Source organism: Extibacter sp. GGCC_0201 (assembly GCF_017566055.1).
Classification (GTDB): Bacteria; Bacillota; Clostridia; order Lachnospirales; family Lachnospiraceae; genus Extibacter.
This window is the reverse complement of sequence record NZ_JABFCH010000007.1, coordinates 107,783-124,931: the sequence shown is the minus strand read 5'-3', so window position 1 is coordinate 124,931 and position 17,149 is coordinate 107,783. Positions and strand designations below refer to the sequence as shown.

Genomic DNA, 17,149 nt, shown 5'->3' with positions numbered 1-17,149 from the left:
AATTTGTCAACTAATATTGACAATATCACAGTGTGCCACTCTGGACATACTTTGTTTCATATGGTGCTTTTTCAGACGGTTGTAAAACGCCTGACTTGTATATTGAAAGCCTCTGTCTGAATGAAAAAGCGGATGTGCATCCGGTTCTGTGGCTACCGCCTGGTCAAATGTATCCATTACAAGAGCAATATCATTATGATCGCCGGTTTTAAATGCAACGATCCTGCGGTCACACAGATCAAGGATCGCACTCAGATAAATTTTGTGAACTTCTACCCCAGTATAATATTTGAATTCAGTTATATCCGTCAGCCATTTCTCATTGGGACTGTCTGCATGGAATTCCCGATGAAGATAATTCTTTGCAATATGGGTAGGATTCCTGTCTGTTTTTGTACAGCTCTTCGGCTTCCATTTGATAGATGACTGGACTCCGATCTTACGACAGATCCGCAGGATTCGTTTATCATTAACAAGCGTCCCATAATTTACAGCCAGTTCATCACGGATACGCCGATATCCCATATCTGGATGAGACTGATGTATTTCCCTGATAAGATCCGCAATCTGTTCATTTTTGCGCTCACTTTCACTCTTTGGATGCTTCAGCCAACGGTAATAGGCAGAACGGCTAATTCCGAGGTATCGGCACATTTGTCTGACCGGATATCCGTTCGTTTCAGCTAATTCACTGACTGCCTGGTATTCGCATAATGTATGTATTAGAGAAAGCGACTCCCCCTTTCCAATTCCCTTACTTTTTTTAACAGGTCATTCTCCATCTGTAAATCTCTATTTTTACGCTCCAGCTCTGCAATGCGGTCCCGCAGTTCTTCTTCTGGTGTACGGCTTGACTGGGAGGCGGCACGTCTTCCGCGTCTGTCTTCCAATCCTGCATTCCCCATCTTTTCATATCGCTCTACCCAGTTTCGTACCTGTTGATAAGAACAGCTATATTTCAGAGCCATTGCGCCATAATTCCGGTCATGGAAAAGACAGTCTTTCACTATGCAGAGCCTTTCTTCCAGTGTCATTTTTCTGGCTTTCTTCATGATGCTACCTCCGGTAAGTTCTTTTAATTCCTTACCCTCATTATACACCCTGATCCAATTCATGAGTTGAGAATGCTGCCGGATTCTAAATCTTACACATATTTCATCCAAAGATCCCTCTCCAGAAAGGTAAGCGTGTACCGCCTGCAATTTTAACTCTTTGGAATACCGCCTGTTTGTTTGCGGTGCCAATAATCCTTCGGGACCTTCTGTCTTATAGATTCTGATCCAATCCTGAACACTCCGTTTGTTTACATCGCATACTTTGGCAGCGCCTTTTTGACTGATCTCTCCATTCAGATACTGTTCTACAATCTTTACTTTCTTTAGTGCATCAATTTTACTTTTTTTGGACATAAAATACCCACAAGTAGGTTTTTATATTTTAGTGTCCTACTTGAGGGTATCATATCAGTTGACGGGTGGTCGTGATTATTCATGAAGAATTAATGGAATATTAAGCTGTTCCGGTTGAGGTCACTGGTGAAATTTGTTATAATATGTTACGCGAGTGTTAAAAATAGATTAAGAAATGATTATTATGGAGGATAGATATGGTATTTGGAGGGATTCTGGCTGGTGGTATCGGTTCGAGGATGAATATGGCAGATATGCCGAAACAGTTTTTAAATCTCGGTGACAAGCCTATGGTAATCCATACGTTGGAAAAGTTTTTGCTATGCCCAAAGATTGAACAGATATATATAGGAGTACATCCGAATTGGGTGGTACACATGGAGGATCTGGTAGATAAATACATCCATATCCGGAAAGAATGTGTCCATATCGTATCTGGCGGGGGCGACCGCAATGCCACCATTATGAATATCGTGGATGCTGTTGAGAGGGATTACGGTGAGAGCGAAGAGCACTATATCATCACGCATGATTCTGTCCGTCCGTTTGTCACATCGCGGATAATCAACGATAATATAGAAGCGGTACTGAGCCATAATATATGTGATACCGTGATTGCGGCCACGGATACTATCGTCGTGTCAGAGGATGGAAATATGATTGCAGATATCCCCGTCAGGAGCAAGATGTACCAGGGACAGACGCCGCAGAGCTTTCAGGTGAATCTTCTGAAAAGACTATATGAGGCATTGGGGGAAGAGGAGAAAGCAGTTTTGACAGATGCATGTAAGATTGCGGTTGTGCAGAATGAACCGGTATATCTCGTCAAGGGAGAGCCTTCTAACCTGAAGATTACGACAGTGAGTGATTATAAAGTGGCGCAGGCTATGGTCGGAGGAAAAGTCGTTGATTAATTATGTATATCAGTTAGTAGCGCCTGGTACATTATCCGTCAAATACGAAGAGGCACAGTTCGGGAGCCAGGTCATCATCAAGCCGCGGTATATGTCGATCTGCCATGCGGACCAGAGATATTATACAGGGCAGCGTGAGCGCAGTATCCTTGACAGAAAGCTTCCGATGGCACTTATTCACGAGTGCTGCGGCGAAGTGCTGTTCGACCCGGCAGGAAAGCTTAAATCAGGAGAAGAAGTTGTGCTTATCCCGAACGTGCCGGGAGAACACAGCGATATCATATTAGAGAATTATGCAAAAGGTTCTGGCTTCCTGTCCAGCGGAAGGGATGGATTCCTGAGAGAATTTATCAGCCTGCCGGAAGACCGGCTCGTCCGTCATGACGGCATACCGCAGAAGCTGGCTTCAATCACAGAGTTTGTAAGCGTTGCCGCACACAGTATCCGGAGATTTGAATGCATTTCCCATGGAATCCGGAACAGGATAGGAGTCTGGGGAGACGGAAGCCTGTCGTTCATAGTGGCAAATCTGCTGAAACAGGCGTATCCGGGCAGTGAGATTATTGTCATAGGCAAGAATCCGGGAAAACTGTCTTACTTTACGTTTACGGACGAGACGATGCTGAGAGAGGAATTGCCTGCGTCGTTTGAGATAGACCACGCATTTGAATGCTGTGGCGGAGATGGGAGCTACTATGCGATAGAAGATATTATCAACCACATCAACCCACAGGGTACGGTGATGCTGATGGGAGTCAGTGAGAACCGCGTGGCAGTGAACACAAGAGACGTACTGGAGAAGGGGCTTGCGGTAATTGGAAGCAGCAGGTCGGGCAGAGCAGATTTTGAGCAGGCTGTGAGCTGGATGAAAAATGAGCGTTTTCAAAGGCGTCTGGATATGATAATATTTGAAGATGAGAAAGTCAGCTCTGTGGAAGATATCCACAGAGTATTCAGAATGGACAGAAATACACCGTTTAAGACCGTATTTGAATGGGGATTATAAGGAGACAGATAGCTTATGGCAGCAGTTAGCATTATTGTTCCGGTCTATAATGTAGAAAAATATCTGAACAAATGCGTGGATTCGATATTGGGACAGACGTTTGAAGCGTTCGAGCTTATACTCGTCAACGATGGTTCGACTGATGGCAGCCCGTCTATCTGCATGGACTACGCCGGCAGGGATGAACGGGTGCGTTATCTGACACAGGAAAACATGGGGCCTGGAAGGGCCAGGAATGTAGGTATTGCAGCAGCGGAGGGTAAGTATATCTTATTTGTCGACAGCGATGATTATATCGCCGTAAATATGGTAGAAATACTCTATAGAAACATTACATCCAGTGATGCTGACATGGCAACGTGCGGATTATATAACGTATACCAGAACAGATGTATTCCCCAGTATGAAGGTACCGAACAGTTTGTATGCGACACCGCTGAGGCATTCGGACTGCTCCTGATTGGGGAAAAAATACCGGGAAGCTCATGCAATAAGCTGATCAAAGCAGAGATTCTTAAGGACATAGGGTATCCGGAAGGTATCGTATATGAGGATGTCGGATTTCATACCGAACTGATGCAGACGGTACGGAGCGTTCACGTGGATACGACCCCCCTGTATTATTATGTGCATCGTGAAAACAGCATTACTACCAGGAAGTTTGACTCGGATGCGATGATGTTCATCTACGCCTATGAAGATACGCTTCGTGTCGTAGAGCAAAAATATCCGGCAATACTGCCGGAGGCCAGATTCAAGCTGATCTGGGCATATTTTGCGATACTGGACCGGATGCTACAGGAAGAACGGTACTGGAAGATACGGGAATACAGGCAGGTGAAACAGTATCTGAAAAGAAATACGATTCGCATAATGAGGAATCCATATTTCCATAAAGCCAGAAAAACAGGGGCAATTGCCCTTCTGCTGAATGTCCGGCTGTACCGCACATTGACGAGGATTAATGAAAAAAGGAGCAAAGGGCTGTTCTCATAGGTGATAAGAATGAAGAAGATTTGTTTTGTGGATTTTGATATGTCAGTAACCGGTGGGGTGGAACAGGTAACAGCTTCCTTAGCCAATGAGCTGAGCAGCATATATGAAACCTTTGTATATACTATTAATAAAGGCGGAGAGTCCGCCTATGAATTAGATGGAAGAGTGGTGTTCATAGAAGGGCTGACCGGTGAAAAGCGTCTACGTGGGATGATTCAGGGAACGTTCCGGCCTTTTATCCGTTTTGTAAAAGAGAATAAGATTGATGTTGTCATATTGATGGGCAATTATCCGGCCCTGGTTGCTTCTTTTACCCGCTTTTTTACAAAGGCGAGATATATCTACTGCGACCATGGGGGGCTGATGAACCAGTGGAAGCAGAAAGATATAACGGCCATCCGCTTCTGGGATGCGCTGACGTCCCATAAAGTCATCGTCCTGACGGAAAAGACAAGGCGGGATTATATATCCAGATTCCATCTTAAGCCCGGAAAAGTAAGATGCATCTATAATTGGATCGAGGATAAAGTAGTCCATGCAAAAAAGAGATACGATACCGAGTCGAAGAAGATATTATCTGTCGGCCGGTTCGGAAAAGAAAAAGGGTATGATATGCTCGTAGAAGTGGCGAAGGCCGTGCTGCCTGCCCACCCTGACTGGCAGTGGCACGTGTTTGGCACCGGCGAGACATTTGAGGAGACGGCAGCCAAAGTATCGGAATACGCTCTGGGAGACCAGCTCATCCTGAAAGGAAATGTCAAAGATGCCTACAGGCTCTATTTGGATTATGCATTTCTTGTCCTGCCTTCATACCGTGAAGGGCTTCCGCTCGTATTGCTGGAAGCGGCGGCTGTCGGCCTTCCGATGGTGAGTTTTGATATCGAGACGGGTCCGAATGAGATTATCGAGGAAGGAAGGAACGGATTTCTGATACCGCCTTATGATCTGGCTAAGATGGAAAAAAAAATCGAAGAGCTGATGGCAGACAAGGATATACGCAGGGAGATGGCGGAATATGACGGTATGAAGGACAAGTTCAGTAAAGAAAATATCCTGAAAGAATGGATAGATGTGATTGAGGAGTAGTGATGAGAAGCAGACAAGCGATGAAGAACATGATTGCCAATATATTTCTGCAGGTAATCGTGTTTCTGTCAGGTATAGTTCTTCCGCGATTTTTTCTGGAAGCATATGGTTCCAGCATAAATGGCATGGTGACCTCGGTCAACCAGTTCCTCATATATCTTGGCCTTGCCGAGGCCGGTGTCGGGACGGCATCTGTCGTCGCGCTGTACGGACCGCTGGCAGAGGAAAATCAGAATGAGATCAATGGTATCCTGTCAGCGACGAGGAGGTTCTATAACAGGTCAGGCTATCTGTTCGGAGCTCTCGTGGCAGGATTCGTGTTCATATATCCGTACCTTATCACCCAACAGCTGAGTGCCTCTCTCGTGAGAACGATGATATTGATTCTGGCGAGCAGTACGTTGGTTGATTATTTTTGTCTTGGCAAATACAAAGTGCTGCTTACAGCAAACCAAAAGGGATATGTGATTGCTTATATACAGGCGCTCGGCACGACATTAAACATGGCAGTCACGATCCTGCTTATCTATAATCATGCTAATGTGCTTTTGGTAAAGGGAATCGCGACACTCGTGTATATACTGCGGTTCTTTCTGGTAAAAGCATATGTCAGACGCTGGTATAAAGAAGTGGACTTTCAGGCGGAGCCGAAGATGGACGGCCTGAAGCAGCGGGGGGCAGCGCTGCTGCACCAGATTGTTGGCGTTATCGTGAACAATACGGACGTGGTGCTGCTGACGATATGCCTCGGGAGCCGGTCGCTCATAGAAGTGAGCGTATATGGAATCTATAATATGGTCATATATGCTATGAACCTGCTGCTCACTTCATTTTCGAATGGATTGACGGCGGGGTTTGGAGAAGTGATATCCAAAGGGGAAAAGGATGTGTTAAAGGACAGTTTCTCCAATTATGAATATATGTATATGATTATACTGATGTGTGTGTGTACCTGTATGGGCGTTCTGCTTCTGCCGTTTGTTTCCATCTATACACTGCATGTGACGGATGCCAACTATATAAGGCCAGTCTCGGCTATGTTGTTTACCCTCATCATATTTCTGCAGAATGTCAGGATACCGGGACTCACAATCATATGTGCCGCAGGGCATTTCAAAGAGACGAGAGGGCAGGCTGTCTTAGAAGCTGTCATTAATATCGTAGTGTCCCTTTCGCTCGTATGGAAGTTCGGGATGAACGGTGTGCTGTTCGGCACCGTATGTTCTTATGCATACCGTTCGGTGGAGATTGTATTGTACAACAGAAAGTATCTCGTAGAAGGGACGGGAATCATCTCGTTGAAGAGAATTGCGCGCAATGTGCTTGCAGTCGTCATCATCGTGTGTCTGCTGATGAACATCGTGCCACAGCAGATGACTTCGTTTTTGACCTGGGGCATCTATGCGGTCATCACAGGAGGCATATCTTTGGCAGTGCTGCTCGGGCTGAACTATGTATGTGAGCCGGCAGAATTTAAAAAAGTAGTACAGAGAATGAAAAGTATAGGAAGACAGAGAGGATAATGACGATATGTTTGATTATTTGATAGTAGGTTCAGGATTATTTGGCTCGATATTTGCCAGTGAAGCCAGGAAAAAAGGATATAGCTGCCTGGTTGTTGAAAAGAGAAGCCATGTAGGTGGCAACATCTATACAAAAGAGGTGGAAGGAATCCAGGTACATGAATATGGGGCGCATATCTTCCATACGAGCAATAAAGAAGTGTGGGAGTATATCCGTCAGTTTGCCGAATTCAACAGGTATACGAACAGCCCGATTGCATATTATAAAGGTGAGATATATAACATGCCGTTTAATATGAATACATTTAACAAAATGTGGGGTGTCGTCACACCGGAACAGGCACGGAAGAAGATAGCAGAGCAGATTGAGAAGTATGGAGTGGCCGAACCGAAGAATCTGGAAGAACAGGCTATCAACCTTGTCGGAAAAGATATATATGAGAAGCTGGTGAAGGGGTATACAGAGAAGCAGTGGGGCCGCAGGGCAACAGAGCTTCCGCCTGAGATAATCAGAAGGCTTCCGGTACGGATGACTTATGACAACAATTACTTTAATGACTGCTACCAGGGCATTCCAATCGGAGGATATACACAGATAATAGAGAAGATGCTGGATGGAATTGAGGTACGGCTGGATACGGATTATCTGGAAGAGAAAGAAGAGCTGGACAGCATATGCGGCAAAATCATATATACAGGTCCTATCGATGCCTATTACAATTATAAATACGGGGAGCTCGAGTACCGTTCTGTACGGTTCGAGACGGAAGTGCTTGATGAGGAGAACCATCAGGGGAACGCGGTTGTGAATTATACGGAATATGAGGTTCCTTATACGAGAATCATCGAGCATAAGCATTTTGAGTTTGGCACACAACCGAAGACGGTCGTATCAAAAGAGTATTCAGCTCCATGGAAACGGGGGGATGAGCCATACTACCCGGTCAATAACGAGCGCAACAATCAACTGTATGAGAAGTATGCATCGGAAGCAGCGCGGGAGGAGAAGGTCACCTTTGGCGGCAGGCTTGGAAAATATAAATATTATGATATGCACCATATCGTTGCCGAAGCGCTTGCCTGTGCAAGGGAAAACCTGTAAAATTTTTGAACATCAGTAGTCTGGCAGGCAGAAGTTGCGGATTGTTCCATAATATAGTAATATAATGTAGGATTAATGAGCAAAATGTAAAAAGGGAACGGATTATGGCGAAAAATAAAAAGTCTCTGAAGGCCGAGAAAGCAATCAAGGCAAAGAGAAAGAAGAAACAGAGAAGAAGACGCAGGGCTGTCGTGCTGGTAGTGGAAGTCATCATTCTGCTTCTGCTATCAGGCGTGGCATACGCAATGATGAAGTTTGATAAGCTGCAGGCGGTTAATATCGACAAGAAGGACCTTGAGCTTAATGAGGGCGTGGAAGAGAAAGAAGGATACACGACGATAGCGCTCTTCGGCGGCGACTCCAGAGATGGACAGCTGGAAGAGGGAACACACGCAGATACGATTATCGTAGCCTCGATCAACAACAAGACGAAAGAGATAAGGCTTGCCTCTATCTACCGGGATACACTTCTGCAGCAGAAGAACATGGGCTATAACAAGGCAAATCATGCGTATTTTGCGGGGGGGCCGGCAGAATCTATCAGTATGTTGAATAAAAACCTGGATCTCGATATACAAGATTACGTGACGGTTGATTTTAAAGCGCTTGTTGACACGATAGACCTGCTGGACGGCCTTGATATTGATATCAAGCAGGAAGAAGTCCAGTATATGAATGAATACCTTCAGGAGACGGCAGATGTTGCAGGAACGGACGCTGAATTCATAAATGAGCCGGGAGAGCAGCATCTGGATGGGACGCAGGCAGTTACATATGCGCGTATCCGTTCCACGGCCGGTGGTGACTATACCCGTACAGAGCGGCAGAGGCTGGTGATTGAGAAGATATTTGAAAAAGTGATGCATACAGATCTGTCCACTATCAATAAGATTATCGATACGGTATTTGAACAGGTATCTACAAGCTTTTCGCTGAAGGAACTGATTGGCCTTGCATCGGATGTCACAAAATACAAGCTTGGAGAAAATACAGGATTTCCTTTTGATGTAGAAGACGGTCTCACATACCAGAATGCGGGAAGCGTAGTCATCGCCCTCGGCCTTGCTGAAAATGTGAAGCAGCTGCATGAGTTCCTGTATCCGGATGAGGAAGCCCAGGACGTATCAGAGACGGTCCGTAATATATCGGACGAGATATCTTACTTAACCGGCGTCGTAAGGCCGGCGTCGCTGGATCAGGGCAACGGCAGTGGAGACGGCGTAGATGGAGACGGCAGCACCGGAACCGGCGGCAATGCGAATGGCGGATATGACTCCGGAACGGACGGCGCAGGAGGGATGTACGGCAACACAGACGGTTCCGGTACGTATGAGTAGAAACATTTTTTGTAAAATCCGGTCGGATGTGATAGAATATTTCTAGTATTGATGATTTGAATCGAAGGAGAAAGAGGATAAAAACATGAAGATATTAAAGAAGATCAGCATAATATTATTAAGTCTGTGCTTATGTGTCCCTTGTTTTTCAATGGTTGCCCAGGCGGCGGACGGGCGTATCTCATTTAGCGACCCGGAGACGGCGGTCGGGGATATGGTAGATGTGAAATGTGTGGTCAAGTCGACGAGCGGCAGCCTCGGCAATATAGAGGTAAAGCTGACCTATGACAGCTCGGCGCTCAGATTCGACGCCGGAGACGGGGTAGAGGCTGACGGCGACGGCTCCCTTACCTGTACCGGTTCCGGCGGGTCAGAGGAAGCGACGTTCAACATGAAGTTCCAGGCGTTAAAAGAAGGTGACACGAGCATCAGCGTGGCTGGTGCAACGATAGCTTCCAGTGGCGGCGGAACTCTTACTCTGGATCAGGGAAGCTCAACGGTCAAGATAGCGGAAGGCGACCCTTCCAAGATTACAGACACAGGCAGCACATCAGGCGCTGATGACATCGAAGTGGACGTAAACGGGACAGCATACAAATTATCCGATAATTTTGCGGAAGCCGATATTCCGGCTGGCTATACGAAGACAGAAGTGCAGTTTGAGGGCCAGGCCCGCCAGATGGTGACTCAGGAAGCAAGCGGAATTACGCTTGGCTACCTTCTGGACGGGGAAGGGAAAGGCGACTTCTTCCTTTACAATGCAGACGACGCAACTTTTTCTCCTTTTGAGCAGATAAATATCTCAGACACGACATCTATAGCGCTTCTCAGTGAGAAAGCCGGCAAGAAACTGCCAAAGACATTCCAGGAAGTGACCTTGACGCTGAACGGAAAAGATTTCCCCGCATGGCAGAATACGGAAAAAGACGGGTTCTATGTCGTGTATGCCGTGAACAGCAACGGGGATAAAGGGTATTACCAGTATGACGACAGCGAGGGAACATATCAGCGCTATGAAGCTTCCGGCAGCACGGAAGAGAAGACAGATGATTCCCTGATGGGCAAGATTGGACGTTTTATCGACAAGAATATCCAGATGATGGTCCTCATAGCGGGTCTCGGCGTGATTATCGTCCTTATCCTCATTATCGTTCTGGCGGTGAAGCTCCACAACCGCAATGCCGAATTAGATGACCTGTATGACGAATACGGGATTGATGAAGAGGAGGAACCGGAGAGAAACAAGCCGGCGGTGAAAGAGAAGTCGGCGACAAGGTCCGGGCTCAAAAAGAAGAAAGACGAAGACAACTTCGATGATTTTGACGAGGACGACTTTGAAGAAGACGATTTGGACGACGATTCCTACGATGATGACGACTTTGACGACTATGAAGACGACCTGATGGATGAAGACGACTTTGAACCATATGATGATTCATATGACGTTGAGATAGACGATTTGGACGACTTGCTCGGAGAGCCGAAAACGAAGAAACGTGGACACGAGGAGACAGACGATTTGTTTAAGGTGGATTTTATAGATTTAGATTAACAGACCGCGTATCCTATACATCCCGCAGAACCTTACAGGAACTGCGGGGTGTTTTTTTGCAGATTTATATGCAATTGCGTTATAAAGGATGGCAATATAGTGATAGCGGTATGGTTCGTTTGTGATAGAATAATAAAATCTTCATATTGTACAATCATAATGGGCGCAGTATGCGTTTTCAGCAGGAGATACAGTGCGTCAGAGCCGGAAAGGAGATGGATGATTGTACATGGAAAAGAAGAAGATACAGATTGACAAAGAGGGGAAAGAACTGCGTCAGCCGCTGGACGGTAAGTTCCCCATATCCGCGGAGTTCCAGAAGCTGTCGTACTATGCATACGGCGTATGTATCTGTCACTGGCATCCGGAGATGGAACTGCTCATCGTGACGGAAGGGGTGCTGGAGCAGCAGGTAGGTGAAGAGATACATAAGATAAGCGAGAATGAAGGAATCTTCATAAACAGCCACATCATGCATGGTACGAGGATGGTGGATCATGAAGATTGCAGTTACCGGGTCATCCGGTTTGAGCCCGCCTTGCTTGGCGGGGGCACAAGGGGCCTCATATACGAGAAGTATGTGAAGACGCTGCAGTCGCTGAAGGATCTCCGTTACCGCATTCTCCGCCCGGAAGACATGCAGCAGAGAAGGATGGTGGACCTGATATACAAGATTACAGACACTTATGTCAAAAGGGAAGTCTGCTATGAGCTGGAAGTCCAGGGACTCATGCTGGAGCTGTGGGGGCTGCTCTTTAAGCTTATAGGCAATGTAGAAGAAAATGAGATACAGATGAACAGAGAGATGTATAAGATTCAGGACGCGCTCGCCTACATACAGATGTACTATAAGAATCCACTGACACTGGAAGAGATTGCGGAGGCTTGCATGATGAGCAAGAGCTCATGCTGCCGCCTGTTTAAGAAGGTATTCCGACAGAGCCCGATGGAGTATGTCACATCGTACCGGATACAGCAGAGCTTTATGCTTATAGCGGACGGAAGATGCTCCATAACAGAGATTGCATATGAGTCCGGATTTACGAACAGCAGCTATTTTACGGAGATGTTCCGCAAAGTGACTGGCATGACTCCGACGCAATATAAAAAGGAAGTGTGCCGGAGATAGATAAGAGGCATTAAGGTGTAAAAAAGACAGTAAATTACGCCTTAATGCCATTTTTATGCGTCAATAGCGTGTTTTTACAAACTCTGTTATAAAAAATGAAAACTATGTTATATCATACAAACAATTATAAAAATATAATAAGAGCTACAGAAAGACAATTTGTCTGTTGAGAAAACAGGAAAATGTCATGTTTTGCATAACTGCGGGCTGAGCAAGATTGTACAATTTGAATGAAAAATGATGAAGTCAGGAGGTGGGGCTACATGATTGCAGCGGCAGGGGTGCATCAGAAACGCGGAGATGAAAAAGTTTATTAAAGGAGGAGACGTATGTCAAAAAGATTAAAAAGCACAACGATAATATTGGTGATTGTTTCTATGCTCCTGTGTGCATGTTCTTCTGAAGGCGGCGAAGACAAAGGGGCGGGTCAGGCAGACGAAAAGACGGAGAGCGGTGATAAGAAGGATAAGATTACAGTCGGGGCTACGCTGAGCGACTTTACTATCAGCTTCCAGGCAGCCATGTATAATGAACTGTTAGACGCACAGAAAGAATACGACAATATTGAATTCATCCTTCAGGACGGAGCATCGGATTCGGCGCTGCAGGTCAACCAGATAGAGACATTCATCACACAGAAGGTGGACGCAATTCTCATCAATGCCGTGAGCGACGCGGTGGAGCCGTCGCTGAAGAAGGCGATGGAAGCAGGGATTCCGGTATTTGCGGTAAACAGGTCCATCTCCGATGAAAATGCGTACAGCTATTTTATCGGTGCCAACGACACGCTCAGCGGGGAGCAGATGGCTAACTGCCTGCTCGATATGATAGAAAAGGAAAAGATGGACAGCTGTAATATCATCTATATACAAGGCGTTATCGGCGCTACATACCAGACGCTGCGCCAGGGCGGATTTGACAGCATCATGGATGAAAAAGGATATGATATGGGAGTCAACATACTAGAAAGGATTCCATGCAAGCACGATAAAGAGACGGTCATCAGTTCCATCCAGAATATGCTGAACAAATATCCTGCAGGAGAGATAGACGCCATCGTATGTGAAGGGCCGGACGACGCGGTAGGCGCGCTTCAGGCCGTGCAGTCTGCAGGACGCACGGAACTGGTGGGCAAGATTGTCGGCATGGACATGCCTACGGAAGTGTGGGATGCAATCAAGGCAGACAAGATATACGGTACCGTTCTGCAAGATCCGGCAGAACAGTGTGAGGTAGGCATCAAGACGATCGAGACCTATTTCTTCGGAGATAAAGACTCTCTTACGGAGAAGTTCATCGAGACAGATCTGCCGATGGTAACGGCTGAGAATGTCAATGACGTGACACCATCCTGGTAAGGGACAGAAAGGGCGTGGAACATACATGGGAATAGAAGAAGCGGAAAAAAAGAAAAGATTCAAAATGAAGCGGGAATACAATATGCTCCTTGTGCTCGTCGTCATGCTGATTGTATGTGCATTCATATCGCCGACATTCCGTACGGTTCAGAACCTGATCAACCTGCTCGGGCATAATGCAGTCTATGGGCTGCTGTCGGTGGGGATGGCCTTTGTCATCATTACAGGAGGTGTCGACCTGTCGGTCGGTTCTGTCTGTGCATTGTCAGGGGTACTGTCCGCCTATGCATTCATAGGCTATGGATTTATAGCAGGTGTGGCGGCAGGGCTGGCAATCGGTATCGCATGTGGCCTGGTCAATGGTGTTCTTCAGACTGTGGTTGGAATGAATCATTTTGTCGCCACCCTGGGTATGATGACGATTGCCCGGGGGGCAGTATACATCATCACAAGCGGATTTAACATATACGGCATACCGGAGGAATATGGCGTCGTGGGCATGGGATATCTCGGTCCTGTCCCGGTGGCGGGCATCATCTGGCTTGCCTGCGTCGTAGCCGCATTCTTCGTATTGAAGTACACGAGATTCGGACAGTACGTATATGCCATCGGGGGCAATATGAACGCCGCATGGCTGTCAGGAATCAACACCCGTCTCGTGAAGACGATCGTGTATGTAGTGTGCGGCTTTTTCGCCGGGCTTGCAGGGGTCGTGCTGTCGTGCCGGACGCTTCTGGCGGCGGCCAATGCCGCGGATACATATGAGCTTACAGCCATCTCGGCCTGTATCGTGGGAGGCCTGTCTCTGGACGGTGGCAGAGGCAATGTATGGGGGTCTGTAGTGGGAGTGCTCATCCTCGGACTCATCCTGAACATCATGCAGCTTACGAGCGTCTCAAGCTACTGGCAGGACGCGGTAAAGGGTATTATCATTATCGGCGCCGTGGCGGTGGACTGCATGTCTAAGCTCAAGAGAGACTGAGGTGGCATATGATGAGAGAAAATGTCTTGGAGATGAAACATATATCAAAGGACTTCAGCGGGGTTACCGTACTGGAGGAGATAGACTTTACACTCAAAAGAGGAGAGGTACATGCCCTCGTAGGCGCCAACGGCGCCGGGAAGTCTACGCTGATGAAGATCATCAACGGTATCTGGGTGAGGTACTCAGGCGAAGTATTCTTAAATGGAGAGAAGGTGCGGTTTAAGAACCCTGTCGATGCCGCGAAGCGGGGAATCGGCATGATACACCAGGAGCTGGATCTGACACCGAACCTGACCGTTGCGGAAAATATATATCTTGGCAGGGAGACGTGCCGCGGCCTCATGATGGACAAGAGGAAGATGACCGCAGAGGTACAGAGGCTGCTGGATGAGCTTCAATTTGATGTGGAAGCAGGGGAGAAGGTAAGCAGCCTTCCGACAGCCAAACAGCAGCTCGTGCTCATCGCCAGAACTGTCTCGATGGAGGCAAGCCTTATCATCATGGATGAGCCCACATCCTCTCTCTCCATCTCGGAGATAGACAACCTGTTCCGGGTAATCAAGGAACTGAAAGGGAGGGGAATCAGTATCATCTATATCTCTCATTTCTTGGAAGAGATCTTTAAGATAGCCGACCGGGTAACTGTGTTGAGGAACGGAAGGCTCATCGGGACAAAGCCGGCAGGAGAGACAGATATAGGAGAAGTCATCTCCATGATGGTGGGCGAAAAGCACCAGCATGACAAGAAGTATATAAGAGAGAGGCCATCCGGGGAAATACGGCTGGAAGTGGGCCGGATGAGCCAGATGAGAGGGCAGGTGCGTGATATTGCGTTCAAGGTACACAGAGGCGAAATTCTGGGTATTGCAGGTGTCTTAGGCTCTGGCAGGACGGAGATCGGGAAGATGATATTCGGCGCCATGAAAAAGAAGCCGGGATATAAGATATACCTGAACGGCGAAGCATGCGGCATGAGAAGTCCGAAAGAGGCGGTTAACCACGGAATGGCATTCGTCTCAGAAAACCGGAAGACGGAGGGGCTCATCATGACGGCGTCTCTTCTGAGCAATATTGCCCTCGTGCCGCTGGCGAGACAGAAAACTCCCTGGGTGAACCACCGGAGACTGGAAAAGATGGCGGCTGACATGGGAAGCAGGATGAGCCTTAAGTATTCCTCTATGGGACAGACAGCAGATTCTCTGTCTGGAGGGAACCAGCAGAAGATTGTGCTGAGCAAATGGCTGGCGACAGATATCAGCCTCCTCATACTGGACCAGCCGACGCGGGGCATCGATGTGGGAGCTAAGAATGAGATCTATGTGCTGGCAGATGAACTTGCAAGGAAAGGCACGTCTATCATATACATCTCTGATGAGCTGGAAGAACTGTACAATCTTTGCGACCGTATCCTGGTCATCAAAAAAGGGCAGATTGTCGCAGATATGGACAACTATGAAAGGCAGGTTACGAAGGCAGAACTGTTTGAGAAGATGATAACTGACAGAGAAGGAGAAGCGGTGGATCTGCTGGACTGACGCGGATGTAGAGAGGAGAGACAGGAGGGTATGAAGATGAGAGGACTGAGGCTTAGCGGAACGTGGAAACCCCGTAAAGGGTATATGCCGACAAAGAGGGAAGAAGAGGACCAAAGAGCGCTGTGTACAAAAAATATATGGTATGAACCGAGGCTGGAGGTAGTGGAGGCAGAAGTGCCGGAGCCTGCTGACGACGAAGTGCTTATGGAAGTCGGAGCCTGTGGAATATGTGGTTCTGATACGTGCTTTGCGGACACGGATGAGGAAGGGTATCTGGACTATGTAGGTCATACTCGGCTTCCGGTTATATTTGGACATGAGTTTGCCGGGAAGGTAGTCAGGACGGGAAAGGAAGTGACCCGGTTCCGGGAAGGCGACCTTGTGACGGCAGAGACAATGAACTGGTGCGGCAAGTGCATGCCGTGCAGAAAAGGAATGTTCAACCAGTGCGAGAATCTGGAGGAGATTGGTTTTTCACTTGACGGAGGATTCGGAGAATATCTGGTGGCTAAGGAAAAATACTGCCTCGATATCAATAAGTTCCGTGACATATACGGAAGCGAGGAGAAGGCGTTGGAAGCCGGAGCGCTCATTGAACCGACAGCAGTGGCATATAACGGAATATTCGTCCGTGCAGGTGGATTTCTACCGGGAAGCTTTGTGGCAGTATTTGGCGCCGGACCCATAGGCCTCAGTGCCATACAGCTAGCAAAAGCGGCCGGAGCAGCCAAAGTAATCGTATTTGAGTATTCGAAGCCGCGCCTAAAGCTGGCTGCAGAGGCCGGTGCGACTGATATGTGTGATTTAGGAGCAATCGCAGGTGACGGAAGCAGTCCGGCGAAAGTCATGCGGGAACTGACAGAAGGAAGAGGAATACATATGGCTGTAGAATGCACGGCCTTCTGCAATAAGAATATCCCCCAGATTCAGCAGGCACTTGCGGTCGGGGGAAAGGTGGTGCAGATCGGGCATCACGCTGGCAGGACGGAGATATTCGGACAATATTTCCAGAAGAGCGGCGCCTCTCTGTACGGGAGCAACGGAAGTTCAGGGCATGGGATATGGGAGAATGTGATTCGCCTCGTTGCTTCGGGGCAGATAGACCCGAGCCGGATGATTGAGAGATGCTTCACACTGGATGAGGCCATAGAAGGGCTGAGAGAGGCAAAGACCGGCAGTGGCGGCAAATATCTCATAACACCGAACCGCTGATGGCA

15 protein-coding genes and 1 pseudogene are annotated in these 17,149 nt (G+C 47.5%); 13 read left to right on the top strand and 3 right to left on the bottom strand.

The window, feature by feature from the left end:
- Positions 1-6 precede the first annotated feature (6 nt).
- From HJV72_RS06855 to HJV72_RS20485, 3 genes and pseudogenes are all read right to left on the bottom strand, one after another.
- Positions 7-723: an IS3 family transposase gene (locus tag HJV72_RS06855; protein WP_330618860.1), complete on the bottom strand. Its 717-nt coding sequence runs from the start codon at positions 721-723 to the stop codon at positions 7-9.
- A complete protein-coding gene (locus HJV72_RS19740; RefSeq protein WP_243765554.1) occupies positions 723-1,052 on the bottom strand; it encodes a helix-turn-helix domain-containing protein in 330 nt (109 codons plus the stop codon). The genes HJV72_RS06855 and HJV72_RS19740 overlap by 1 nt, the downstream gene beginning before the upstream one ends.
- Positions 1,053-1,088: 36 nt before the next feature.
- A pseudogene (locus tag HJV72_RS20485) lies at positions 1,089-1,409 on the bottom strand (helix-turn-helix domain-containing protein); the annotation flags it as partial.
- 197 nt (positions 1,410-1,606) lie between these two features.
- Here HJV72_RS20485 and HJV72_RS06845 point away from each other — a divergent pair.
- From HJV72_RS06845 to iolM, 13 genes are all read left to right on the top strand, one after another.
- A complete protein-coding gene (locus HJV72_RS06845) occupies positions 1,607-2,323 on the top strand; it encodes an IspD/TarI family cytidylyltransferase (RefSeq protein WP_208069752.1) in 717 nt (238 codons plus the stop codon).
- Positions 2,316-3,329, top strand: a complete 1,014-nt coding sequence (locus HJV72_RS06840; RefSeq protein WP_208069750.1) for an alcohol dehydrogenase catalytic domain-containing protein — start codon at positions 2,316-2,318, stop codon at positions 3,327-3,329. Before HJV72_RS06845 ends, HJV72_RS06840 begins: the two co-directional genes overlap by 8 nt.
- A 15-nt stretch (positions 3,330-3,344) precedes the next feature.
- Entirely contained in the window at positions 3,345-4,325 is a 981-nt protein-coding gene (locus tag HJV72_RS06835) for a glycosyltransferase family 2 protein (RefSeq protein ID WP_208069748.1), read from the top strand.
- A 9-nt stretch (positions 4,326-4,334) separates the two neighbouring features.
- Positions 4,335-5,411, top strand: a complete 1,077-nt coding sequence (locus HJV72_RS06830) for a glycosyltransferase (protein ID WP_208069746.1) — start codon at positions 4,335-4,337, stop codon at positions 5,409-5,411.
- A gap of 2 nt (positions 5,412-5,413) precedes the next feature.
- Positions 5,414-6,934 carry a lipopolysaccharide biosynthesis protein gene (locus HJV72_RS06825; RefSeq protein ID WP_208069744.1) on the top strand — a complete coding sequence of 507 codons (1,521 nt, stop codon included), beginning with the start codon at positions 5,414-5,416 and terminating at the stop codon, positions 6,932-6,934.
- Positions 6,935-6,941: 7 nt separating this feature from the next.
- Positions 6,942-8,036, top strand: a complete 1,095-nt coding sequence (glf, locus tag HJV72_RS06820; protein ID WP_208069742.1) for a UDP-galactopyranose mutase — start codon at positions 6,942-6,944, stop codon at positions 8,034-8,036.
- Positions 8,037-8,140: 104 nt separating this feature from the next.
- Positions 8,141-9,373, top strand: coding sequence for an LCP family protein (locus HJV72_RS06815; RefSeq protein WP_243765553.1), 1,233 nt, complete (start codon positions 8,141-8,143; stop codon positions 9,371-9,373).
- A gap of 85 nt (positions 9,374-9,458) precedes the next feature.
- Positions 9,459-10,925 (top strand): cohesin domain-containing protein, encoded by a 1,467-nt coding sequence (locus HJV72_RS06810; RefSeq protein WP_208069740.1) that lies wholly within the window; start codon positions 9,459-9,461, stop codon positions 10,923-10,925.
- A gap of 229 nt (positions 10,926-11,154) precedes the next feature.
- Positions 11,155-12,054 (top strand): AraC family transcriptional regulator, encoded by a 900-nt coding sequence (locus HJV72_RS06805; protein WP_208069738.1) that lies wholly within the window; start codon positions 11,155-11,157, stop codon positions 12,052-12,054.
- Between the two features lie 329 nt (positions 12,055-12,383).
- A complete protein-coding gene (locus tag HJV72_RS06800) occupies positions 12,384-13,412 on the top strand; it encodes a sugar ABC transporter substrate-binding protein (protein ID WP_208069736.1) in 1,029 nt (342 codons plus the stop codon).
- Positions 13,413-13,437: 25 nt separating this feature from the next.
- A complete protein-coding gene (locus HJV72_RS06795; RefSeq protein WP_243765552.1) occupies positions 13,438-14,394 on the top strand; it encodes an ABC transporter permease in 957 nt (318 codons plus the stop codon).
- Between the two features lie 8 nt (positions 14,395-14,402).
- A complete protein-coding gene (locus HJV72_RS06790; protein ID WP_243765551.1) occupies positions 14,403-15,932 on the top strand; it encodes a sugar ABC transporter ATP-binding protein in 1,530 nt (509 codons plus the stop codon).
- A gap of 36 nt (positions 15,933-15,968) precedes the next feature.
- On the top strand, positions 15,969-17,144 hold the full coding sequence (iolM, locus tag HJV72_RS06785; protein WP_208069733.1) for a scyllo-inosose 3-dehydrogenase: 1,176 nt from the start codon (positions 15,969-15,971) through the stop codon (positions 17,142-17,144).
- The last annotated feature ends 5 nt before the right edge of the window (positions 17,145-17,149 follow it).